The sequence below is a fragment of the Amycolatopsis sp. NPDC114505 genome (assembly GCF_055633615.1).
The window spans coordinates 830,495-851,436 of the sequence record NZ_JBVKDV010000002.1; the positions used below are offsets into that span (position 1 = coordinate 830,495).

Genomic DNA, 20,942 nt, shown 5'->3' on the forward strand with positions numbered 1-20,942 from the left:
GGGGCATGGCTAGCGGGATTTGCGGGCGCCGTCGAGGAAGATGCTCACGGCGGCCTCGGTGGCTTCCTCCGGTGTCGTGGCCTGATCGACGGTGAGCCGGAAGACGCGCTCCACGATCGCGGAGAACAACTCGAACAGGGTGTCTTCGCCCAAATCGCTGCGAAGGACCTGGTCCCGGACGCCGCGGGCGAGGACCTCGCGGACGGGCTTGGTCGTGCGCTCGACGTCGGCAGGGTCGCGGTATCCGTCGGCCTGCCTGATCACGGCTGCATACCTACTGCCGTTGCGCAGGAACACGGCGACGACGCGGGCGAGCGCGCGATCCGCGGGAAGCTCGTCGAGATTCGCGGCCTCGAACGCCGTCGCGAGTTCGGCGATCCCGGCTTCGGCGAGACTCCGCAGCAACGAATCCCGGGTGGGGAAGTGGCGGTACAGCGTCGCGCGTCCCACACCGGCCTCGTCCGCGATCTCCGCGATCCCCGCGTCCGGCCGCCGGCGCAGGGCCCGGGCGGCGGCGTCGAGGATCGCCGACCGCGTGCGCTGCATCCCGGCATCCGATTTCACCATTCGACCATACTAACGCCTCGCAACGAGACATCAGCGTCTCATAATAAGGTACATTGATCTCATGGCTACGCCGGAATGACGCCGGACGAGGTCACCGTCTCCACCAAGTGGACACCGCTCGGCCGAACCTCGAGCGCACCATCGGCGACCGGATCGCCAACCTGGCCCCCTTCCCCGTCGGCCTGCACCAGATCCACGCCGGCTACGGCAGCCTCTTCTCGATCCGTGCCCAGATGCGGCCATGGCGAGGTTGGTCGAGGCGGGCAAGATCCGCTCCCGTCTCGGCTTGCGCGCCTCTCCCGGACAGTCGGGCGGAGGTCGTCATGGGAATCCTTCGTGGTCCGGTCAGCGAGTGACTCTCGGCCGCTCCATCACGGATGCCTCGACCTCGTCATGAACACCCGTTCTCCGCTGTCCGGGCCGCCACACCGCTCGGGGCCGTCGCCGGCCTCGTCGGGCGTCCTCCCCGTCCGCAGGGTCAGAGCCGGTGGGCGGCGGGCGGGGAGAAATCGTGGGGTGAGGGCGGCGGGAGGGTGGTCGGTGCGGGGCGAAGTCCGTCGGTGAGCAGGGTGAGGTAGCGGCGGCGGTCCGCGCCGTCGGGGTCGGCCGGGTGTGTGGTGGCCATCGCCATGATGATCACGGCGGTCACGTCGCGGACCTTCAGCTCGGGGCGGACTACGCCGGCGTCGATGGCGCGGCGGAGCACGGGCTCGACGGAGTTCAGGAAGCGTTGCGCGCTTTCGGAGGCGAACGCCGTGAACTCGAAGGCGAGGGAGTTGACCACCTGCCGCCGGGCGATCACCTCGATGACGGCTTCGAGCACGCCGGCGAGATCTCGGAAGGGATCATCGGTGTGGACCGCTGTCGTGGGTTCGATTTCGGTGGCGAGGACGTGGTCGAAGGCGGCCTGGACGAGGTGGTCGCGGGTGCGGAAACGCCGGTAGAGCGTCATCGCGCTCACATCCGCGCGCGCGGCGATCTCCTCGAGGGTCACCTCGGGCCCGATCTCCTCGAACGCTTCGACCGCGGCGCCGACGATCCGTTCGTAGTTGCGGGCGGCGTCAGCTCGCACTGTGACCTCTCACCAGGTGGCTCGATCGGGCAGGAGGCTTGTCTTCTTGCTTGACTGGTTGTGCCCCTTGTTCCCAGGTTTTCACAGCTGTGGAGGCTCAGCCACGTCGGGCGGTCATCGGCCGATCGAGCCGACCACATCCGCGGTTGCCTTGTGCAGGCGCTCGGCGTTCGCAGGATCGAAGGCAGGACCGTCGACCGGCAGGGGCTTGCCCTGGTCGAACACCGTCAGGGCCGCCTCCGGACGGTCGTCGATCAGCTTGATCATCGGGGCGATCGCCTTGGCGACAGGAGCGGCGAACAGCCGGGTCAGTCCCTTGTAGAGGGTGCGCATGGGCTGGGTCATCGATTCGCCCATCCCGGTGGCGACGAAGCCCGGGCCGTAGACCACGTAGCGGGTGCGGGCGTCCGGGTGGACCTGGGTGAAGGACCTGCCCAGGAGGTCGTTGCGGCGCGCCGTCTGCGTCGCGGCGCGCATGCTGCTGTAGCCCGTGTGCATTTGCAGGTCGTCCCAGCGCATCTTCCCGGGGGCGCCCGGGGCGGCGATGTTCAGCGCCAGCGGCGCCTCCGCCCTCTCCAGCCGGTCGAACAGGTCATGGCCGAGCAGGTAGCGGCTGAGGTAGCCGAGGGCGAAGGTGGACTCCAGCCCGTCCGTGGTCTCCACGCGTTCGCTCCGGAACCGCTGGGCGGCGAGGACCAGAACGTCGATCACCTCGGGCATCCGGTCGACGACCTCGCGCACGCCCGCCGTCGTGCTGAGATCGGCCCGGACGAAGGAAGCGCGCTCGGCCGCGCCGAGGTCGGCCGCTGCCGCGAGGAACCGGGCGCCCTTGGCGTCGCTGCTGCCCACTGCGATCACCCGGTCACCTCGCCCCAGGTAGTGCAGGCCCAGCCCGCGACCCATGCCGTCGGTGCCTCCGGTGATGACGAATGTGCGCATGGTTCTCCTCGAGGACCGTTGCTCGACCTGGCCTCCAGGTCGCGCATCGCGCCGCATCTTCAGCGGCAACTCCGAGGCTACCAGATAAGTGAAAGACGACTAACACTTAGATCTGTCGAACAGTACCTGGTTCCAGCGCTTGCGTGATCGCGGATCGGACGACCTCGATGGACGGCGTCCGGGCGCTGCCACGGCGGACCGCGAGGGAGACTGTCCATTCACTCTGTCAGGCCCGCCGCCTCATGGGCGGCTTCGTCGACTGCCTTGCCCGCTTTGGCGGCCAGGTCGGCCAGGTCGGGCAGGTCCGGGTTCAGCTCCCTGGCCCTGGCGGCGAGCCGCTCCACCAGCGCCGTCGAGTTCTGTGCCAGCCGCACCGCGTCGGCCATCCGGTCGTCCGCGGCCAGCTGCTCGATGTGCCAGGCCAGCCCGGCGAGCGTCTCGTCGTCGGCGTCCGGGGACAGGTAGCCGGACAGTCCCGGCGGGTACCGGGTGTCGGCGCGCAGTTCGGACAGCGCGGTCACCACCGAGGGCTCGGCGCTGAACGTGTCCAGCAGGTCGATCAGCGCGAACAGCCTGGCCACGATCTTCGGTCGGCCGGGGAAGCGGTCCAGCCACCGCACCAGCTCGGCGTCGCCGCCGAGGTACTGCACGATCCGGGTCATCTGCGCGGCGAGCGCGGTGGGCAGCTCGGCGTGGAACATGGCGATGAGGGCCACCTGGTCGGCCAGCTCGGCCTGGGCGTCCTCGTCCAACTCGTCGGCGACGAACCTCTTGACCAGCTTCGTGTTGAGAACGAAACCCGGTTTCGGCAGCTGCTCGTGGTCGGTCATGGGCCTTCCAGGTTCGGGACGGTGTCCGTTATGGACGATGTGTGGACGGCTCCCGGATTTTCCTCCTCGACGCGGTGAATTCCAGCCGGCAGCGGCCGCCGGGGGCCTGGCCGGGGACGAGGAGCGGTTCCGGCCCCGCCGGGCGTCCCCGCGGGTCCCGTCCGCTCCTTCTGGTCTCACCGGCCTGTCTCGACAATGCATCGGATCGCACCGGCGCCGTATCGACCTGGCAGGTCGAAACCAGCACGGCGAACGGGCCTGCCAGACGCATCGGGCGGCGCCGCGGACCAGGTCGGACTGTCGTCCTCCGCAAGCACGAACAGCAGCTGTGTTGCCACGTCGTCGTGGTGGCGCAGGCCGTCCACAGTGGTACTGACCTGGCACACCGGTCGGCCTGGCAGGGTGAATCGGCCCGGCAAAATCCGTCCCCGGCGTCTGAGACGCCACCCGCCCGCGGCTGCCATGCTCGGCCCGTGACATCGGCACGGCAGCGGTCTTCGCCACGCTGCGCGACACGATCAGCGGTGACGTTCGAGTAACGGGAGGAGATCTACCATGACTCTGCCCGTCAGGCGTTCTGTCGGCCAGACGGATCGATGGAACCCCTTGCGCGAATTCGAAGATTTCTATCACCAGGTGGACCGGCTCGCGCAGTCGGCGCTGGGCACCGCACGGGACGGCGGGCCGTGGCTGCCGGCCGGAGACTTCTCGGAGACCGACGACGCCTACCTGGTCGAGATCGAACTGCCCGGCGTCCGGCGGGAAGACGTCGACGTCGAGCTGTACGGCAATGAGTTGGTCATCACCGGTGAGCTGAAAGAGCGGGAGCGCAAGGGTTTGCTCCGCCGCCGCACCCGCAGGGTCGGTGAGTTCGAGTACCGCGTGACGCTGCCCGGCGACATCCGCGCCGACGGCATCGAGGCATCACTCGACAGCGGCGTGCTCACCGTACGCGTCCCGAAGGTGGACGCCGCCAAGCCCAACAAGATCAAGGTCACCGGTGGCTGACCGATGACCCGAATCCTGGTGGTGCTCTCCGGCAGCGACCACTGGACGCTCAAGGACGGTACCCGGCACCCTACCGGTTACTGGGCCGAGGAGTTCGTCGTGCCGCACAACGGGTTCCGCACCCAGGGTGTCGAGGTGGTCGTCGCCACCCCGGGCGGGGTGGCGCCGACGGTGGACCAGCGGAGCCTGGACCCGGAGATGGCGGGCGGCGAGAGGAAAGCCACCGCGTTCCGCGACTACCTCGACGCGATCGCCACCGAACTGGCCCAGCCCATGGTGCTGCAGCACGCGATCGGGCACGTCGCCGACTACGACGCCATCTACCTCCCCGGCGGGCACGGGCCGATGGAGGATCTGGCCGGCTTCCAGCCGCTCGGCGAGCTCCTCGTCCAGTTCTTCGACACGGGCCGCGTCGTCACGGCGGTCTGCCACGGTCCGGCGGCACTGCTCCCGGCCAACCGGCGCAACGGCGACTGGCTGTTCGAGGGCAGGCGAATGACGGGGTACACCAACGAGGAGGAGCGCCTGGTCGGCCTCGCCGACCGCGCGCCGTGGCTGCTGGAGGACCGGCTGCGGGAGCGGGGCGCGGACTTCAAGACGGGCGCGCCGTGGGAGCGGCACGTCGTGGTGGACGCCAACCTGCTCACCGGCCAGAACCCGGCGTCGTCCCAGGCGGCCACCGACTGGACGCTGCGTGAATTGCGCGTACACAACGCACTGTGACAGCAATGTCGACTGAAATCGCGCCGAGCCCGGCGCCGGCTACTACGCACACTGCGGTTACTCGCTGTCGAGACAGCGAGGTGGTCCAGCGCTACTTGGCCACGACCTCCGCGACCTTGCTCAGCGGCTCGGACAACGCGTCGACCGCGGCGGCGAACTCCTTGACCTGGTCCTTCGACAGGTCGGTGTAGAGCTTGAACGTGTCCCCGGTGCGCTGGGCGTCGAGGAGCTTCTGGACGTCGGCGAACCGGTTGTCGATCGCGGTCACCAGTGCGCGGTCGCGTTGGGCCAGTACCGGGCGCAGGGACTGGATGGCCGCCTTCGAACCGTCCACATTGGCCTGGAAGTCGGTGAGGTCGGTGTGGGAAAAGGCTTCCTCCTCACCGGTGATCTTTCCGGTCGCGACCTCGTCGAGCAGGCTCTTGGCGCCGTTGGCCAGGTCGAGCGCGCTCAGCTGCAGGGCCGCCGCCTTCTGGCCGAGTGTCGTGACGTCGGTCACGAGCTGGTCGGCGATCGCCCCCGAGTCCTGCTGCAGGCCGGTCACCCACAGGTCCTTCTCCAGCCGGTGGAACCCGGTGAACTTCCGGCCGGCTTCGAGGTCGGCTTCGCGGACGTCGATGGCCGGGTCGAGGTCGCCGAACTTGGCCGCGACCGGCTCGATCCGCTCGTAGTAGATACGCGTCCGGGCGTACTGGGCCTTGGCGCCGGCGACGTCGCCGGCCTTCACGGTTGCGGCGAACTTCTTCGTCTCGTCGGCGAACGCGGTGGTCTGACTGGCGACGTAGCGGGCGTAGCCGCGGGCGGCGTCGGCCAGTTCGGCGTTCGCGTCGGTGCCCTTGGCCGCGCCGCCGGTCACGGTGAACGTCCCGCGGATGCCGGTGCCGGCCATGCCCGGCTTGCACGCGGTCTGGTACGTGCCGCCGCCGGCGACTTCGACGATCAGCCGCCGGTTCAGGCCGGGTGCGATGTTCTCGACCTCGCCCATGATCCGATCGCCCTCGCCGTAGAGGTAGAACTCGGTGACCTTGCTGCCTTGGTTCGCGATCTGGAACGTGATGTTCCCGGCCGGTGCGGTGGTCGCCGACACCTGGCACGCGGTGTCCGTGGCGGTCACCGTGATCGGGCCGCCGGGAGCGGCGGCCGGTGGCTGAGCGTCGCACGCCGCGACGAGAGCGAGCGCGGTCAGCGTGATTCCGGTCCGCTTGATCACTGATTCACTCCGGTGGTGGACTCGGCCCGCGCGGGACGCAGGAACAGCGGCAGCACGATCGCGACGTAGGCCACCCAGGCGATTCCCTGCAGCAGGGTCGTCTGCTGCGAGTAGTTGAAGATGCCCTTGAGCACCGTGCCGTACCACGAGGTTTCGGGCAGCACGCCGGACGCGTCGAAGGCCAAAGTGGACAGTCCGGGCAGGAAGCCGCCCTCCTGCAGGTCGTGCAGGCCGTAGCCGAGCACGCCGGCGGCGACGAACACCAGTAGCACCCCGGTGATCTTGAAGAACTTGCCCAGGTCGAAGCGCAACGCGCCGCGGTAGAGCAGCCAGGTCAGCGCGACCGCGATCAGGATGCCGATGGCGAAGCCGAGTAGTGGCAGGGCGGTTTGGCCCTGGGCGGTCTGCACCGACGCGTAGAAGAAGACCGACGTCTCCAGCCCTTCGCGGCCGACCGAAAGGAACGACACCAGGCCGATGGCCAGCGGGCCGAGCTTCAGCGCGGTCTCCATCTTGCCGCGCAGCTCCGCGGAGATGTGCCGGGCGGCGGTGCGCATCCAGAAGATCATCGCGGTGACGAACGCCACGGCCACAATGGACAGTGTCCCGCCGACCAGTTCCTGGTGCGCGAAGGTCAGGTGCGCGGTGGTGTAGGTGAGGATCGCGCCCACGGCGACCGAGAGCAGCACGGCTGCGGCCACGCCGGGCCACACCCAGCGCAGCGCCGATCGCCGGTCGGTCTTGACGAGGAAGGCCACGAGGATGCTCACGACAAGCGCGGCCTCGAGCCCCTCCCGCAGGCCGATCAGCAGGCTGGAGAACAACAACGCGCGACTCCCTGGCGGTCCGGTGACGAGGTGAACCTCGTCAGCATTAGGTAAGGCTCACCTCCAAATCCAGGCGAGAGGGGAGAGTTAGTGAAACTTTAGGAACAGACAAAACGGGCGCTGGTTGCGACGTGCCTGGTCGCGGCGTCGAAGGAGTCCGGCCGGGCAAGCATCTTCCAGCGCCAGGCAAGCGTGCGGTAAATGCCGCTGCGACAGCCGGATCGGGTGGCGCACCCTGGGAGCATGAGGAGATCGAGTGGGGTGTCGCGGCGCATGCGGCTGCTCAAGCCGGTCTTCCTCGGATCCGCTCGGGCGTCCGACCGGCTCGAAGCACTGCTTGTCCTCGCGCTGGGCGTGCTCGTCGTCGCCTCCGTCGCGGTCATCTGCGCGCACGTCGTCGCCGACTACGAACGGCTGACGGCCGAGGCGGCGGCGGATGCCCGGTCGCGGCACCTGGTGGTCGCGACCCTGCGGCCGGACATTCCGGTGCCGGCCGGCGCGGAGTCCGCAGGCGGGGAAACGGCCACGATCACCGCCACCTGGACCGCGCCGGACGGTCGGATCCGGCAGGGCCTCGTCCGGGTGGGCGCGGGGCCGGCGCTGCCGCAACACGTCCAGGTGTGGGTCGACCAAGCGGGCGGTCAGGTGGCCCCACCACCCGGCGGCGCCGAAGTGTTCACGACGGCGATCCTCGGCGGAGTCGTCTGGGAATCCCTGGTGCTCGTCGTGGTCGGTGGTGTCTACCTGCTGCTCCGCCGCGGGTTGGACAAGCGCCGGGCCCGGTTGTGGGATCGCGAGTGGCTGCGCCGGCGAGGCGGCGCCACGACTCCGTGAGCGGGGCGGGTGGCAGTCAAAAACGACATCGGTGTAGAACTACTACGTAGTTGTCGAAGAGAGGTGACCGATGAACCCCCTGAGCGCCACGGCCTGGCTGTCCAGCCTCGGGACGGCGGGCGTCTTCCTCGTCCTGTTCGCGGAGACCGGTTTGCTGATCGGGTTCTTCCTGCCCGGCGACTCCCTGCTCTTCACCGCCGGCCTGTTCTGCACCACCAGTGCCACCGCCACCGTCCACCTTTCGCTGCCCGCCGTGCTGATCGCGTCGGCCGCCGGGGCGCTCTTGGGCGCCCAGACCGGGTTCTTCCTCGGTCGCCGGGGCGGCCGCGCCCTGCTCGCCAAGTCGCGGAACGAGCACCTGCACCGCGGGATGGCCCGGGCCGAAGAGCTCTTCAGCCGCTACGGCCACGCGAAAGCCATCGTTCTCGCGCGGTTCGTCCCGGTCGTGCGGACGGTGCTGAACCCGCTCGCGGGGATCCTCGAGGTGCCCGCGCGGACGTTCACGCTCTGGCAGGTCCTGGGCGGTCTCCTGTGGTCGGTCGGTGTCACGGTCGCGGGCTACCTGCTGGGTTCCAGCATTCCCGGAATCGACCAGTACCTCTTGCCGATCATCGCGCTCGTCGTCATCGTCTCGCTCATTCCGCTCGCGTTGGAACTGCTCCGCGGCCGCAAGCGTGACGAATCCCGCGATCGCGCTTAGCCGTTCGCTAGCAATTCGATGGACTGACCCGAACCACGGTCTCGTTACCGTGAAATATGGTCGATGCAGCCACTTCCGCCGGGCGGCCGTCTTCTCCGCCGCGGCCGGTCAAGCGCCGCCGAAAGCGTTTGCGGCGCGTGCTGTGCGTCTTTCTGGTGCTGATGGTCTACCCGGCCGTCACCTACGTCCAGGCGCTCACCGCGCCCGGGGCGGCGACGTTCACCGCGCGCACCGCGGACTGGGCCCGGCAGATGGGGGCCGGGCCGGTCGTCAACGCACTGGAGAACTGGTACTACACCCGGCATCCGCCGGGCAACAGCACACCCGACGCGAATGCCGTGCCGGTGGTGCCGCGCACCCGGACCGGGGACACGGCGAACGCTCCGGCCCCGCTGCCCACCCTGCCCGGTGCGCTGGCGGGGGAGGGGACGTGGCTCCCCGGCGCCCGGATGGCCGGCGGTCAGCCTGCCGACTTCACGACGTTCCTCCGGCCGGATCCCGACCACACCAGCGTGGTGGCGGCGGTGGTGGCGTTCGACCAGAAGTGGACCGACCTGCACCTGATCGCCGGGACCAAGGAGCCCGGCGGTCACTGGCCCGAGGGCGCCCAGGTCCCCGACGCCCTGCGTCCGTCGTTGCTGGCCACCTTCAACTCCGGCTTCAAGTTCCGCGACACCCCGGGCGGGTTCTACGCCGACGGTCAGACCGGGATCCCGCTCAAGAACGGGATGGCGTCGCTGGTCATCGACAAGTCCGGCGTCGCGAACGTCGCGTTGTGGGGCCGGGACGCCCAGCCGACCCCGGACATCGCGGCGGTGCGCCAGAACCTGGAGCTGGTCGTCGACGGCGGCCGGCCGGTGCCCGGGCTGTCCGGCAACCCGGCCGGGCAGTGGGGCAGCGCGAAGAACCAGTTCCAGTTCACCTGGCGGTCCGGGGCCGGCGTCGACGCGCAGGGCAGGCTGCTTTACGTCGCGGGCAACCAGCTGACCCTGACCGCGCTCGCGAACGCGCTGGCGACGGCCGGCGCGGTGCGCGGCATGGAGCTGGACATCCACGGCGGAATGGTCTCGGCGAGCCTGTTCCGGCCGGACCTCGCCGGCTCGGCCCCGACGACGCTGACGCCGGACATGCCCACCGCCGCGGACCGCTACCTGTCGGCCGACCAGCGGGACTTCTTCGCGGTCACGGCCCGGAGCGGTGCGCTGCGGGGGCCGTCGGCAGCAGCAAGGTGAACGTCGTGGGCGCCGGGCTCGCCAGCTGCAGGCGTCCCCCTTCGGCCTCGGCCAGGTCCCGGGCCAAGGCGAGGCCGATGCCCGAACCGCCCGCGCCGCTGTGGCCGCGCGTGAACACGTGCGGCGCGTCGGTGACGTCGTGGCCTTCGTCGGCGACGTCGATCGCGAAGGCGTCGCCGGTGTCCCGGGTCCGGATGGTCACCGTCCCCCGGCCGTGGATCACGGCGTTGTCGAGCAGGACCCCGAGGATCTGGCGGACGGCGGCCTCGGCGGCTTTCGGGCGTCCAGTCGCTTGACGGTCGATCCGGAGACGGCGGCCCTGGCCGGCGAGCAGGCCGCGCCAGCCGGCCACGACGTCGCGCAGCAGGCCGTCGGGCTGGATCACCCCGCGGTCGGCCGGGGGCCGGCTGGCCAGGCTCACCAGGTCGTCGATCGTCGTCTCCATCCGGTCCATGGTGGTGAGCGCGGCTTCCACCGCGGCCGGCAGATCCTGGCCGGGGGGATCGAGCGCGGACTCGAGCTGCAGGCGCAGGCCGGCCAACGGGGTGCGCAGCTGGTGTGAAGCGTCCGCGGCCAGCGCGCGCTGCCGGTCCAGGGCATCGCCGATCCGGACCGCCGCCCGGTCCAGCGCTTCGGCGAGCTGGTCGATCTCGCCGATGCCGCTCACCGGGGCCCGGACGGTGAAGTCGCCCCCGCCGAGCCGCGCGGCGGCGGTGGACAGCTGTTCGAGGGGACCGGCCACCCGGGCGGCGAGCCGCGCGGCCAGCAACCAGGTCAAGGCGATCGCCGCGATCGCCAGTCCGGCCATCGCCAGCCAGGAGACCGCGACCTTCTGGTACCACTCGGTGTGCGGGGTCGACGCGCGCACGATGCCCTGCAGGACGGAGTCGTGCAGGATCGGCACCGCGACGACGAGGTCCGAGCCGACGTCGCCGGTCGCGACGTCGCCGCCGCGGGCCTGCTGCACGATCGCGTCGCCGGTCGCCGGGCCGTTTCCGGTCAGCAGCACGCCGTCGGACGTGTAGAGCCCGGTCGTGTCCTCTTCCGATCCGGGGAACTGCGGCAGGCTGGTGTGCATGAGCACGTCGTCGGCGACCGACAGCGCGGCCGCGTCGGCGGCGCGTTCCAGTTCCGTGCGCTCGTCCTGGGCGAAGTAGCTGGCGACGCCGACCGCCAGCGGTGCCCCGAAAAGGGTGGTGGCCAGCAGGGCCGCCGCGACGGCGAGCAGAATGATGCGTCTGCGCATGGCGACAGTCTGCCCGCGGCGGGGCGATTGTCGTCAAAGCGCGGAGGAATAAGGTTAGCGCGAGGTTAGCGTTGTGCTCGATCGGGGTTAACCGTCCGGTTCTCATGGTTCTTTAACCGACATTCGCTAGCATTTCCCCATGGCGGCAGTTCTCCTGGTCGAAGACGATGAAACCATCGGAAGCCTGCTCGAATCCGCCCTCCGCATGCACGACTACGACGTGATGTGGTCCCGTACGGGTGGCGAGGCACTCCGCCGGATGCAGCTCGACGAGTACGACGTCATCCTCCTCGACCTCGGCCTGCCGGACCTGGACGGCATCGAGGTCTGCCGCCGCGCGCGGACCATCACCCCCACCGCCCTGATCATCATGACCACGGCACGGACGCAGGAGATGGACGTCGTCGTGGGGCTGGAAGTCGGCGCGGACGACTACCTGACGAAACCGCTCCGGCTGCGCGAACTGCTGGCCCGGTTGCACGCGCACCTCCGCCGCGGCACTTCGTCGAACGTGCTCCCCTTACGGGTGGGCGACATGGTCGTCCAGGTGGCCGCCCGCCGGGTCATGCTGGCCGGGGACGAGCTCGCGTTGCGGCCGAAGGAGTTCGATCTGTTGCAGCGCCTGGCGCAGGAGCCCGGCGCGGCCATCAGCCGGGACACGCTCATGGCCGACGTGTGGGACACCCACTGGCGAGGTTCGACGAAGACACTGGACGTCCACATCGTGACGCTGCGCCGGAAACTCGCGGAGGCTGCCGGGAACGCACCCACCATCACCACCGTGCGCGGGTACGGCTATCGGCTCGAGGTGCCTGCGTCGTGAGCCGTTCTTGCCCGGCGTTAACCCGGTCCTAGCCGGTGGCGAACGCGAAACCCGATAGCTTGGCGGCGGAAAGCAGACAACCATGATCGATCCGGGGCGGACGATGACCGATCCGAGCGGGATCCGCTGCTCGGACGCCGAGCGGGAGCGGACCCGGCAGCAGCTGGCCGAAGCCGCAGGCGAAGGCAGGCTCACGGTCGACGAAGTAGAAGAACGCCTGACTCGGGTCGCCGCGGCCCGCTACCGGGACGAGCTCGCCGAGGCCACCGCGGACCTGCCCCCACAGGCGGCTGCGGCGAGCTCGTCCGCAGGCTGGTCACCGGTCCTGGCGTCGGCCAGGAACCAGCTCGGGGCGGACCTCGCCGCGCTGTTCGGGCGTGGCGCGGAGGTCGCGAGCAGGCGGCGCCGGCTGGTCGTCCTGCTCGCGGTGCTGGCGGTGGCTCTGCTGTTCGCCGCGGCGGTCGTCGCCGCGTTCCACGGCTTCGGAGATGACGGCTTCGAGCACCACGGAGTCGACCGGGGCTGAGCACGACCACGAGGGATTCCAGCTCGATCTCGGCAGGCACCCGAGGTTCCCCCTCGACCCCTTCCGGGTGCCTGCCACCTCCCTGTGAAGGAACCTTTCTTGAGCGTGATCGACCTCGGCCAGTCCGTGCTCCTCGGCATCGTGGAGGGCCTCACCGAATTCCTGCCCGTCTCGTCCACCGGGCACCTGAAGATCACCGAGGGACTGCTCGGCATCCCCGTCGACGACCAGTCCGTCGTCGGCTTCACCGCGGTGATCCAGGTCGGCGCCATCGCGGCGGTGCTCGTCTACTTCTTCCGCGACATCGTGCGGATCGTCGGAGCCTGGGGCCGGGGCATCGTGAACGCCGAGGCCAGGCAGGAGTTCGACTACAAGTTCGCCTGGTGGGTCATCCTCGCGACGCTGCCGATCGTGGCCGCCGGCCTGCTGTTCCAGTCGCTGGTCAAGGGGCCGCTGGCTTCGCTGTGGGTGGTGGCGGCTTCGCTGATCGTCGGCAGCGCGATCATGTGGGCCGCCGACCGCTTCGGCACCGGCAAGCGCGCCGAGGCCGACAGCACGCTGACCGACGCGATGCTGGTGGGCTCGTCGCAGATCCTGGCGCTGCTGTTCCCGGGCTTCTCGCGTTCCGGCGCGACGATCTCGACCGGCTTGCTGCGCGGCCTGGACCGGGTCGCGGCGACGCGGCTGTCGTTCTTCCTGTCGATCCCGGCGCTGACCGGAGCCGGGCTGTACGAGCTGAAGGACGCCTTGGGTGGCGGCCTCGACGTGGTACCGCTGCTGGTCGGGACGGTCGTGTCGTTCGTCGTGGCGTACGGGGCGATCGCGTGGCTGCTGAAGTTCGTCGCGGGTCACACCTTCACGGCTTTCGTCGTGTACCGGATCATCGCCGGTGTCGCCCTGCTCGGCTTGCTGGGCACCGGTGTGCTGAACGCGTGACCGGCCGCGCGGTTCACTCCGGAAGCAGTTCGACGACCCGATGCGGCGCGTTCACGGCGTGCCATGCCGCGGTGGTCAACGCGCCCGGTTCGAACAGGTAGCCGTTCTCGCCGGGGTGGATCAGGTGGGGCAGGGCGAGCGCGTCGGCGGCGATGACCGGGGGCCCGCCGCCATGGCCTCCATGGTCGCGAGGCTCTGCAGCTCGGCCGTGCCGGGCATGCAGAAGACGTCGGCCTCGGCGTAGTGGTGCACGAGCTCGGTACCACTGTGCCCGAAGGGATCCGCTGCTCGGACGCGGAACGCGAGGAGGTCCGCGCCGCCCTCTGCGCGGCGGCCGGTGAGGGCAGGCTGACGATCGCCGAGGTCGAAGAACGTCTGGGGCGCCTTGAGCAGATCCGCTACCGGCACGAGCTGGCCTCGATGACCGCCGACCTGCCCGTGCCGGAGCAGGCTGCCGCCGACGGGTGGCGCCGGACCCTGGCCGCTGCCGGTGCCGCGTTCAGAGCCGACGTCGCGGTCCTGCCCGGCCGTCGCCGGCTGCTGGTCGTCCTGACTGTCCTCATCGGACTCCTGATCGCCGCGGCGATCGTCGTGGGTGCCGTGCACGGTTTCGAAGGCCACGAGATGGGCGCGGTCGAGCACGGCCACGGCTGACCGCGCCCCGGCGAGGTCAGCCGAGTGCGGTCAGCAGCGCCCCGAGGGCGTCCTTTTCCCCGGTCTGGTCCGGGCTGGTCGCTCGGAGCTCGCGCAGGACCTTGTCGATCTTTCCGTCGACCCGCGTCCACTCGGTCCGGTTTTTGGGCTTCAACCGGGCTTCTGCGTTGTCCCACTGGATTTCGAGGTCGTCGACGCGGCTGGTCGCGGCCGCTTGGTTTCCGCCGTCGAGCAGGTTCAAGGTGTCCTGCGTGATGCCGCGGAAGGTCGACACGTCCCCGAGCGGCGACGCGTGGGCCGGCGCCGGTCGCGCGGGCTCGCCGGGGGCGGGGGGCAGCGCGACCGGGATCGAGGTGTCGTCCTGCAGTGCCGCGGTGCGGAGGGTGTACCCCACGCCGCCGGCGACGAGGATCACGGCGAGGAACACCACTGTCTGCCACAGCCCGCCCCGCGCCGGCTCCTCGGCCCGCGCGACCGCTCCGCCGGAGGTGACGTCGGACTTCGTCACCGACAGGTACACGACGGTGGTGATGATCGCCGCGACGAAGATCAGGCTCGTCACGGTCGCACCCAGGCCCAGCCCGCCCTGGTCCGACGGCTGGGAGAGGTAGTCGCCCAGCGACGCGCCGAGCGGCCGGGTCAGGACGTAGATGAACCAGAAAGCGAGCACCGGGTGCAGCCCGGCCCGCCAGGCGGCGGCGGTCACGGCGATCAGCGCGGCGACGATGGCGCCGGTGACGAGGTAGCCCAGGCCGAGCACCTCGGCCATGAGGTCGCCGGTCGCGGTGCCGAGGGCGAAGGTGAACAGGATCGCCAGCCAGTAGAACGTCTCCCGGCGGCGGGTCACGATCGAGTGGATGGACAGCGTCTTCTCCGACGCGTACCAGACCACGAACGTGACGGCGAGGAGAACGCCGAACAGGATGGTGCTGGCTTCGAGCGGGAACCCGGCGTTGTCGGTGAGGTTGTCGGTGACCAGCGTGCCGAACACGCTCACGATCGCCACGGTCAGCCAGTAGAGCCCGGCGACGTAGCGGGTGGCGCGGAACTGGAACACCAGCGCGACGGCCAGGAGCACGCCGGTGATCACCGAAACCCCGGACAACCCCAGGCCGAGGTCGACGTTGAGGAAGTCCGCGGCGGTCTCGCCGACGGTCGTGCACAACACCTTGATGAGCCAGAAGTACAGGGTGACTTCCGGAACTTTGTTGAGCAGCGTGCGATTGGACCTGTGGACTCGAGTGGAAGTCATCGGCGGACCGTAACGAGAACCGTGTTCACGCTCCGCCAATGCGACGTGAGCGATTGGCAAAACCGAGGGACACGGCCGGGTGAATCACTTGGCGAGCTTGCCGGCCGCGACCAGCTGCACGGTGACCAGGATCGACACGGCTTCGGCGGCGAGCAGCCCGATCAGCACCAGCACCTGCGTCAGGCCCGCTTGGATGGGTCCGGCGCCGCCGAGCAGCACGCCCACGTAAGCGCCGGGGAGTGTCACCAGGCCGACCGTGCGGGTCTGGTCCAGCGCCGGGATCAGTGCGTGCCCGGCTGAGGGGCGGCAGATTTCCAGTGCGGCCGGCCGCGGCAGGAACCCGAGGGCGAGTGCGGCTTCGTATTCGCCGTGGCGGGATTTCAGCTCGTCGAGGGCGCGGCGGGCGGCCTGTGACGTCGCGGTCATCGCGCCGCCGATGACGATGCCGGCGATCGGCACGACGGCGATCGGCCGGAGCGGGACGACACCGGCGCCCAGTACCAGGCCGAGCACCGGGGCCACTCCGGCGGCGATGGCTGCCGCGGTCCACGGCAGGTTCGCCCAGGTTCCGACGCGGCGGGCGGACGTCACCGCGGCGATGGTGAACATCAGCAGCACGAACAGGCCGGTGAGCGGGGCCGACCGCAGGACGGCGGTGATCACCAGCGACACCAGGGCGAGCTGTGCGACGGCCCGGACCGCGGCGATCACGACAGCCCGGCCCTGACCGATCTCTCCCCATCGGACGACGGCGGCCCCGGCGGCGGTGAGCAGGGCCAGTACCGCGACGAGGGCGGGCCCGAAGGTGATCGCTCCGTTGTTCACGCTGCCGATTCTGCCCTACTTCCCAGTCAATTCCGGCTCACAATGTACTCAGTGGACAGTCACAGCTCGCGGAGTTCCTCCACGGCGGGGCGAGTGGACGCGCGGGCACCGGCCAGCGCCGCGACCACCAGCGCGACCGCGACCGCCGCGACCGTGACGGCCAGGTAGGTCCACGGCACCGCGATCGTGTCCGGCGGCGGGTCGAAGACCCCGGTCAGGACCTTCACGAGCATGCGCGAAAGTCCCCACGCGATGAGGCCGCCGCCGATCAGGCCGCCGGCGATCACGACGAGGCCTTCACCGAGCACCAGGCCGCGCAGCTGCCGTCGCCGGGCTCCGAGCACGGCCATGATCGCCAGGCTGCGCCGGCGTTCGGCCAAGCCGACCGCCAGCACGATGCCCCCGGCGCCGGCGGCGATCAGCACGGCGAACGTCAGCTCCAGGCGGGTGAGCCCGTGCAGGTTGACCGACGTCAGGCTGGAGCCGACGTGCGCGCGCGTCTCGGTGATGTCCGTGACGGTCGCGGCCGTGCCCAGCTGTGCTCGCAGCCTGCCGGCCACGTCGGGCTGGTCGCTGCCCCCGGTGTCGACGAGGAACGCGCCGACCGCGTCGGACCCGGTGGCCTGCGCGAGGTAGGCGGCGTTGGCGACGAAGAAGCTGTCCTTGGGGGCCGTCGGGAACTCCTTGACGATGCCGCTGTAGTGGAAGGGCACGGTCCGTAGCGCCTTGGTCCGGGAGTCCTGGACGCGGAGGTTGATCAAGTCGCCCGGGCTGAGCTGGAAGTCCTTGACGGTCTCGGCGCTGACGAGAATGGCGTCGGGCCGGTGGGCGAGCGTGGCCATCAGTTCGGCGGCGGTGCCGCCTTGGAAGTAGGCGTCCTGCAGGGCGGTGACCTGCCGGATGCTGTCCGGTCGGATGCCGTAGAGGTCTTGGAGGTCGGCGCCGACGTAGGCGAACCGGTGCTGGACCGGTTCGACGTGCCGGACGCCGGCGACGTTCTGCAGCTGGGTTCCCGCGGCGGGCGTTACTTCGGTGGCCGGCGGTTCGGTGACGGTGACGTCGGCGCCGTTGGTGAGCTGGGCGTCGGCTTCGGCTTGCTGCTCGTAGGTGCTGTTGAACACCGCCGTCGAGGCCGCGAACGACAACGCGAGAGCGAGCAGCACGATCGCGCGTGCCACCGGACGGCTTTGCCGGGCGAGCGCGGCAGCGCCGGGCTGAGCCAATCGGCCGGACAGCGGAAGCAGAATGCGGCGAAGGGGGACTCGGCCGTGCTTGAGCCCGAGCGTGGTGAGCCGCCACAGCAACGCCGCGGCCCCGAGCCACAGCAAGGCCGGGCCGAGGAACGCCCAGTAGGACACCGAGATCGCCGGCACGCCTTCCGGTGCCAGCACGAGGGAGTAGCCGTTGCCGCTCGACGCCCAGAACACGACGAGAGCCGCGACGAGGAGCAGGACGTCGAGCCCGGCCTTGGCCCACCACGGGGAGCGCCGCGTGCCGATCGCCTGCCGCGTCTGGGTCACCGTGCGCCCACGCAGTCCGGCGATGGCCGGCACCAGCACGGTGACGGTCGTGATCAGCAGCCCGGCGACGACCGCGATCCCGTACCACCACGCGGTCGCGGTCGTGCTCCGGTCTTCCGGCGCGGGGCCGAACGCGAGGCGTCCGGCGACTGCGGCGATGACCAGCCCGGCCCCACCGCCCAGCGCCGCGACGAACGCGGCTTCGGTGACCGCGATCCCGGCCACGGCTCTCGAGGTGTGCCCGCGGGTCCGCAGCAGCGCTTGTTCGGCCTGTCGCCGGTCGCCGCCGGCTTTGACGAGCGCGCTGGTGAGGAGGGCGGCGAGAACGACCCCGGGGAGACCGAGGAAGAGGAACAGCATCTGCGCGTAGGCGGCGTCCCCGCGGGCGGCGTCGAGGGCGGCACCGACGTTGTTGCCGACCAGGGCAGCCCCGGAGACCTGGGCCTCGAAGTTGTGCGCGGCGGCGATCTCGGTTTCGTAGGCGGTCGCGGGATCCTGCGAGGCGGGCGCGTCGCGGGCGACGTGGAACTGGGTGACCACGTTCCCCGTGATCACGTCGGCGAAGACGGACTCGGGGAGCAGGAGCACGTTGTCCGGCGGGGCGGAGGGTTGCGTTTGCGGTGGGGTGCCGACTTTCTGGAAGAGCGTGTCGGCCTGCGGCAGGTCGACGACCCCGGCGATGGTGACCGGCTTGGCGGAGCCGCCGACGTCCACCCGGTCGCCCGGGTGGACGTGGAGGTTCGACGCCGTCTGCTGCGCGATGAGGACCCCGTCCGGGGAGCCGCTGAGCTGCCGGATCTGCTCCGGGAACGCCGCCGCGTAGCCGGGCGGCAGGCCGAGGACGACCCCGGGTCCGGTGGTCTGGGTGGTGCCGCCGGTGGTGGCGAGCAGACCGCTGGTGCGCGTGACGTGGACGGTCCGGACCGCGCCCGTCCCGGGGAGGGCCTGCAGGGCGTTCTGCACGATGTTGGGATCGCCGCCGGGCTGGACCTCGACCTGCCAGGCCACGGCCACCGACCGCAGGGCGCGGGCGGTCATGGTGGCCTGCGACGCGGCGAGGAACGAACCGAGCGCGGCGATCAGCGCGACGGCGAGCGCGATCCCGCCGGCTGTCGCGAAGAGCCGTCCCGCCCGCCGTCGCAGCAACCCGCCCAGCCAAAGGAGGATCACGACGGCACCGCCGGGGTCGCGGTGGTGTGGAGCCGGCCTTCGTGCATGCTCCACCGGGTCTCCAGGCGCTCGATGACGGCGTTGTCGTGCGTGGTCACCACGAGCGCGGCGTCGAGGTGGCCGGTCGCGGCCAGCAGCGCGTCCACCAGCCGTTGCCCCGCGCCGTGGTCGAGCTGTCCGGTGGGCTCGTCGGCGAGCAGCAGGCGAGGTCGCTGGGCCAGGACCCGCGCGACCGCGACCCGCTGGGTCTGGCCGCCGGAGATCTCCTCGGGCAGCTTGGCGGCGAGGTCCTCGACGCCGACCACGGCCAGGGCCTCGGCCACGCGTTCGCTGCGCGCGGGCTCCTCGACCCCGGCGATGATCAGCGGCAGCTCGGCGTTTTCGCGCACGTCCAGGGCCGGGATCAGGCTCGGGCTCTGGAACACGACCCCGATGTCCCGGGCGCGCTTCCCGTCGTCGAGACCGGGCCAGCGGACGCTGCCGCGGGTCGGGACCTCCAGCCCGGCCAGCAGGTGCAGCAGGGTCGACTTGCCGGAGCCGGATGGCCCGGCGATGGCGATCCGGTCTCCACTGTGGACACCGCAGCTGGTCCCGTGGACGGCGACGACGGCGGACGGGCCGGTGCCGAACGTGCGAGCCACGTCGTCGCAGACGACCAGTGGTCCGGCGCTCATGCGGCCACCACCCCGTCCTCGATGGTTAGCACCCGGTCGGCGATCGCGACGACTTCGGTGCTGTGGGTCACGATCAGCAGTCCGGTGCCCTGGTCGGCGTGCGTGCGGAGCAAGTCGAGGATCTCCTGTTCGGTGTGGCCGTCGAGCTCACCGGTCGGCTCGTCGGCGAGCAGGACGGCCGGTTCGTTGGCCAGCGCGACGGCGAGGCCCGCCCGGGCGAGCTCTCCTCCGGACAACTGCGGGGGAGTCGCCTTGGCGCGGTGCGCGAGACCGACCTGGTCGAGCAGTTCGGTGATCGACGGGCGGAAGCTGCCGTACCGCAGGGCCCGGCGCGCCAGGTCGATGTTGCCGCGCACGTCGAGGTGCGGGAGGAGGTTGCGGGACTGCAGGAGCACCCCGATCCGGTGCGCGCGGATCCTCGCGCGGACCGCTTCCGGCCGGTGGCTGATCCGTTCGCCGACGATCTCGACGCTGCCGCCCGCCGGCTCGTCCAATCCGGCCAGGCAAGCGAGCAGCGTCGACTTCCCCGAGCCCGACGGGCCGACGACCGCGACGATCTCGCCGCGGGCGACGGTCAGCGACACGCCGCGCAGGGCGAGGGTCTCGTCGTCGCCGGTGCGGAAGAAGCGGTAGAGGTCGCGTGCCCGCAGCGCGGGAGTCGACCAGTCGAGGGCGCCGGCGGACATCACGAGAAGCGCAGGGAGTCGGTGACGGTCCGCCAGGGATCGACGTTGTCGGCGTTGGTGGGCCCGGAGAGCGTCAGGTCGACCCGGAGCCCGGCCCGGAAGAAGCTGTAGCGCTCGAACGCGTCGCGCACGACCTTCCCGGTCACGGCGTTCGGCGCGGAGTCGCCCTGGTAGGTCAGCAGCACCACCGGGCCGGCGGTGCGGGCGACCGTCGACACCTGCCCCATCGCGAAGTTCGGCGTTTTCCCTTTCACCGACGGCACATCGGACGTGGTGACCGACGCCGCGGTCGGTGCCCCGCCGGTGCGCGACGACGTCACCTGGACCTGGTTGAGCTTGTCGGTGAAGGTCGTCGTCGAGCCCGCGGCCGAGGACGCCCAGCCCTCCGGGATCTTGACGGTGAAGCCACCGCCCGCCGGGGTGAAGGGCACGTAGGCCTGGTTGTCGGGGATGTCGCCGGCGGGGTTGGTTTCCGTCTCGGCGGGGCTGCTGCTCGCCGGCGCGCCGCCCGAGGGCTGGGCCGACGAGCTCGGGACCGGCGCCGAAGTGCCGCTGCTGCAGGCGGCGAGCACCGAGATCAAGACCGCCGCGGAGGCGATGCGGGCCGGGGTGGCTGTGGACATGGGTTCTCCCTGCGCTGCCATTTCCCGCACGCTAGAACCCGGCGCGGAAGGGAACTGCTCGCGCA

General features: G+C 70.6%; 24 protein-coding genes. 9 read left to right on the plus strand and 15 right to left on the minus strand.

Translation table 11 applies throughout. The features are described 5' to 3' along the window. Nucleotides 1-9 precede the first annotated feature (9 nt). The 5 genes from ACZ7OU_RS21935 to ACZ7OU_RS21955 form a co-directional block, all read right to left on the minus strand. On the minus strand, nucleotides 10-567 hold the full coding sequence (locus ACZ7OU_RS21935; RefSeq protein ID WP_470256430.1) for a TetR/AcrR family transcriptional regulator: 558 nt from the start codon (nucleotides 565-567) through the stop codon (nucleotides 10-12). A 65-nt stretch (nucleotides 568-632) separates the two neighbouring features. After that, nucleotides 633-764, minus strand: coding sequence for a hypothetical protein (locus ACZ7OU_RS21940; protein ID WP_470256431.1), 132 nt, complete (start codon nucleotides 762-764; stop codon nucleotides 633-635). A gap of 281 nt (nucleotides 765-1,045) precedes the next feature. Further along, nucleotides 1,046-1,639 (minus strand): TetR/AcrR family transcriptional regulator, encoded by a 594-nt coding sequence (locus ACZ7OU_RS21945; RefSeq protein ID WP_470256432.1) that lies wholly within the window; start codon nucleotides 1,637-1,639, stop codon nucleotides 1,046-1,048. Between the two features lie 114 nt (nucleotides 1,640-1,753). Next, nucleotides 1,754-2,578 carry an SDR family NAD(P)-dependent oxidoreductase gene (locus ACZ7OU_RS21950; protein ID WP_470256433.1) on the minus strand — a complete coding sequence of 275 codons (825 nt, stop codon included), beginning with the start codon at nucleotides 2,576-2,578 and terminating at the stop codon, nucleotides 1,754-1,756. Between the two features lie 218 nt (nucleotides 2,579-2,796). Beyond that, nucleotides 2,797-3,408: a hypothetical protein gene (locus ACZ7OU_RS21955; protein WP_470256434.1), complete on the minus strand. Its 612-nt coding sequence runs from the start codon at nucleotides 3,406-3,408 to the stop codon at nucleotides 2,797-2,799. A gap of 555 nt (nucleotides 3,409-3,963) precedes the next feature. Between ACZ7OU_RS21955 and ACZ7OU_RS21960 the strand changes: the two genes are divergently transcribed. Both ACZ7OU_RS21960 and ACZ7OU_RS21965 read left to right on the plus strand, forming a co-directional pair. Beyond that, nucleotides 3,964-4,416, plus strand: a complete 453-nt coding sequence (locus ACZ7OU_RS21960; protein WP_470256435.1) for an Hsp20/alpha crystallin family protein — start codon at nucleotides 3,964-3,966, stop codon at nucleotides 4,414-4,416. 3 nt (nucleotides 4,417-4,419) lie between these two features. Continuing rightward, on the plus strand, nucleotides 4,420-5,139 hold the full coding sequence (locus ACZ7OU_RS21965; RefSeq protein ID WP_470256436.1) for a type 1 glutamine amidotransferase domain-containing protein: 720 nt from the start codon (nucleotides 4,420-4,422) through the stop codon (nucleotides 5,137-5,139). A gap of 91 nt (nucleotides 5,140-5,230) precedes the next feature. Here the strand turns inward: ACZ7OU_RS21965 and efeO are convergent, their stop codons facing one another. Both efeO and efeU read right to left on the minus strand, forming a co-directional pair. Beyond that, on the minus strand, nucleotides 5,231-6,346 hold the full coding sequence (efeO, locus tag ACZ7OU_RS21970) for an iron uptake system protein EfeO (RefSeq protein ID WP_470257643.1): 1,116 nt from the start codon (nucleotides 6,344-6,346) through the stop codon (nucleotides 5,231-5,233). Beyond that, complete coding sequence (gene efeU, locus ACZ7OU_RS21975; protein ID WP_470256437.1) at nucleotides 6,346-7,176, minus strand: iron uptake transporter permease EfeU; 831 nt, start codon at nucleotides 7,174-7,176, stop codon at nucleotides 6,346-6,348. The genes efeO and efeU overlap by 1 nt, the downstream gene beginning before the upstream one ends. A 243-nt stretch (nucleotides 7,177-7,419) precedes the next feature. Here efeU and ACZ7OU_RS21980 point away from each other — a divergent pair, with 243 nt between their 5' ends. The 3 genes from ACZ7OU_RS21980 (at nucleotide 7,420) to ACZ7OU_RS21990 (ending at nucleotide 9,942) form a co-directional block, all read left to right on the plus strand. Beyond that, nucleotides 7,420-8,010, plus strand: coding sequence for an Rv1733c family protein (locus ACZ7OU_RS21980; RefSeq protein ID WP_470256438.1), 591 nt, complete (start codon nucleotides 7,420-7,422; stop codon nucleotides 8,008-8,010). Nucleotides 8,011-8,080: 70 nt separating this feature from the next. Continuing rightward, nucleotides 8,081-8,710, plus strand: a complete 630-nt coding sequence (locus tag ACZ7OU_RS21985; protein ID WP_470256439.1) for a DedA family protein — start codon at nucleotides 8,081-8,083, stop codon at nucleotides 8,708-8,710. A gap of 137 nt (nucleotides 8,711-8,847) precedes the next feature. Continuing rightward, nucleotides 8,848-9,942 carry a hypothetical protein gene (locus ACZ7OU_RS21990; protein WP_470256440.1) on the plus strand — a complete coding sequence of 365 codons (1,095 nt, stop codon included), beginning with the start codon at nucleotides 8,848-8,850 and terminating at the stop codon, nucleotides 9,940-9,942. On the opposite strand, the gene ACZ7OU_RS21995 is transcribed toward ACZ7OU_RS21990, so the two are convergent. After that, nucleotides 9,893-11,188 carry a sensor histidine kinase gene (locus ACZ7OU_RS21995; RefSeq protein ID WP_470256441.1) on the minus strand — a complete coding sequence of 432 codons (1,296 nt, stop codon included), beginning with the start codon at nucleotides 11,186-11,188 and terminating at the stop codon, nucleotides 9,893-9,895. The genes ACZ7OU_RS21990 and ACZ7OU_RS21995 overlap by 50 nt on opposite strands. A gap of 139 nt (nucleotides 11,189-11,327) precedes the next feature. Between ACZ7OU_RS21995 and ACZ7OU_RS22000 the strand changes: the two genes are divergently transcribed. From ACZ7OU_RS22000 to ACZ7OU_RS22010, 3 genes are all read left to right on the plus strand, one after another. Then, nucleotides 11,328-12,011 carry a response regulator transcription factor gene (locus tag ACZ7OU_RS22000; RefSeq protein ID WP_470256442.1) on the plus strand — a complete coding sequence of 228 codons (684 nt, stop codon included), beginning with the start codon at nucleotides 11,328-11,330 and terminating at the stop codon, nucleotides 12,009-12,011. An 82-nt stretch (nucleotides 12,012-12,093) separates the two neighbouring features. After that, on the plus strand, nucleotides 12,094-12,537 hold the full coding sequence (locus ACZ7OU_RS22005; RefSeq protein WP_470256443.1) for a DUF1707 SHOCT-like domain-containing protein: 444 nt from the start codon (nucleotides 12,094-12,096) through the stop codon (nucleotides 12,535-12,537). A 105-nt stretch (nucleotides 12,538-12,642) separates the two neighbouring features. Then, entirely contained in the window at nucleotides 12,643-13,473 is an 831-nt protein-coding gene (locus tag ACZ7OU_RS22010; RefSeq protein ID WP_470257644.1) for an undecaprenyl-diphosphate phosphatase, read from the plus strand. Between the two features lie 120 nt (nucleotides 13,474-13,593). Here the strand turns inward: ACZ7OU_RS22010 and ACZ7OU_RS22015 are convergent, their stop codons facing one another. Then, nucleotides 13,594-13,725 (minus strand): hypothetical protein, encoded by a 132-nt coding sequence (locus tag ACZ7OU_RS22015; RefSeq protein WP_470256444.1) that lies wholly within the window; start codon nucleotides 13,723-13,725, stop codon nucleotides 13,594-13,596. 15 nt (nucleotides 13,726-13,740) lie between these two features. Here ACZ7OU_RS22015 and ACZ7OU_RS22020 point away from each other — a divergent pair, with 15 nt between their 5' ends. Beyond that, entirely contained in the window at nucleotides 13,741-14,127 is a 387-nt protein-coding gene (locus tag ACZ7OU_RS22020) for a DUF1707 SHOCT-like domain-containing protein (RefSeq protein ID WP_470256445.1), read from the plus strand. Between the two features lie 16 nt (nucleotides 14,128-14,143). Here ACZ7OU_RS22020 and ACZ7OU_RS22025 read toward each other — a convergent pair whose 3' ends face one another. The 6 genes from ACZ7OU_RS22025 to ACZ7OU_RS22050 form a co-directional block, all read right to left on the minus strand. Next, nucleotides 14,144-15,379, minus strand: a complete 1,236-nt coding sequence (locus ACZ7OU_RS22025; RefSeq protein ID WP_470256446.1) for a COG4705 family protein — start codon at nucleotides 15,377-15,379, stop codon at nucleotides 14,144-14,146. An 84-nt stretch (nucleotides 15,380-15,463) separates the two neighbouring features. Beyond that, nucleotides 15,464-16,204, minus strand: coding sequence for an ABC transporter permease (locus ACZ7OU_RS22030; RefSeq protein WP_470256447.1), 741 nt, complete (start codon nucleotides 16,202-16,204; stop codon nucleotides 15,464-15,466). 59 nt (nucleotides 16,205-16,263) lie between these two features. Beyond that, nucleotides 16,264-18,894, minus strand: coding sequence for an ABC transporter permease (locus ACZ7OU_RS22035; protein ID WP_470256448.1), 2,631 nt, complete (start codon nucleotides 18,892-18,894; stop codon nucleotides 16,264-16,266). Further along, entirely contained in the window at nucleotides 18,891-19,568 is a 678-nt protein-coding gene (locus ACZ7OU_RS22040) for an ABC transporter ATP-binding protein (protein ID WP_470256449.1), read from the minus strand. Before ACZ7OU_RS22040 ends, ACZ7OU_RS22035 begins: the two co-directional genes overlap by 4 nt. Continuing rightward, the gene (locus ACZ7OU_RS22045) at nucleotides 19,565-20,254 is read right to left on the minus strand and encodes an ABC transporter ATP-binding protein (RefSeq protein WP_470256450.1); all 690 of its coding nucleotides are present in this window, start codon (nucleotides 20,252-20,254) and stop codon (nucleotides 19,565-19,567) included. The genes ACZ7OU_RS22040 and ACZ7OU_RS22045 overlap by 4 nt, the downstream gene beginning before the upstream one ends. Beyond that, the gene (locus tag ACZ7OU_RS22050; protein ID WP_470256451.1) at nucleotides 20,254-20,877 is read right to left on the minus strand and encodes a hypothetical protein; all 624 of its coding nucleotides are present in this window, start codon (nucleotides 20,875-20,877) and stop codon (nucleotides 20,254-20,256) included. Before ACZ7OU_RS22050 ends, ACZ7OU_RS22045 begins: the two co-directional genes overlap by 1 nt. Nucleotides 20,878-20,942: the final 65 nt, after the last annotated feature.

Excerpts from the sequence above, each read along its gene's own strand:
- ACZ7OU_RS21935 (WP_470256430.1), bottom strand. The coding sequence starts at position 567 with ATGGTGAAATCGGATGCCGGGATGCAGCGCACGCGGTCGGCGATCCTC.
- ACZ7OU_RS21950 (WP_470256433.1), bottom strand. The coding sequence starts at position 2,578 with ATGCGCACATTCGTCATCACCGGAGGCACCGACGGCATGGGTCGCGGG.
- ACZ7OU_RS21955 (WP_470256434.1), bottom strand. The coding sequence starts at position 3,408 with ATGACCGACCACGAGCAGCTGCCGAAACCGGGTTTCGTTCTCAACACG.
- ACZ7OU_RS21960 (WP_470256435.1), top strand. The coding sequence starts at position 3,964 with ATGACTCTGCCCGTCAGGCGTTCTGTCGGCCAGACGGATCGATGGAAC.
- ACZ7OU_RS21965 (WP_470256436.1), top strand. The coding sequence starts at position 4,420 with ATGACCCGAATCCTGGTGGTGCTCTCCGGCAGCGACCACTGGACGCTC.
- ACZ7OU_RS21980 (WP_470256438.1), top strand. The coding sequence starts at position 7,420 with ATGAGGAGATCGAGTGGGGTGTCGCGGCGCATGCGGCTGCTCAAGCCG.
- ACZ7OU_RS21985 (WP_470256439.1), top strand. The coding sequence starts at position 8,081 with ATGAACCCCCTGAGCGCCACGGCCTGGCTGTCCAGCCTCGGGACGGCG.
- ACZ7OU_RS21995 (WP_470256441.1), bottom strand. The coding sequence starts at position 11,188 with ATGCGCAGACGCATCATTCTGCTCGCCGTCGCGGCGGCCCTGCTGGCC.
- ACZ7OU_RS22000 (WP_470256442.1), top strand. The coding sequence starts at position 11,328 with ATGGCGGCAGTTCTCCTGGTCGAAGACGATGAAACCATCGGAAGCCTG.
- ACZ7OU_RS22005 (WP_470256443.1), top strand. The coding sequence starts at position 12,094 with ATGATCGATCCGGGGCGGACGATGACCGATCCGAGCGGGATCCGCTGC.
- ACZ7OU_RS22025 (WP_470256446.1), bottom strand. The coding sequence starts at position 15,379 with ATGACTTCCACTCGAGTCCACAGGTCCAATCGCACGCTGCTCAACAAA.
- ACZ7OU_RS22040 (WP_470256449.1), bottom strand. The coding sequence starts at position 19,568 with ATGAGCGCCGGACCACTGGTCGTCTGCGACGACGTGGCTCGCACGTTC.
- ACZ7OU_RS22045 (WP_470256450.1), bottom strand. The coding sequence starts at position 20,254 with ATGTCCGCCGGCGCCCTCGACTGGTCGACTCCCGCGCTGCGGGCACGC.
- ACZ7OU_RS22050 (WP_470256451.1), bottom strand. The coding sequence starts at position 20,877 with ATGTCCACAGCCACCCCGGCCCGCATCGCCTCCGCGGCGGTCTTGATC.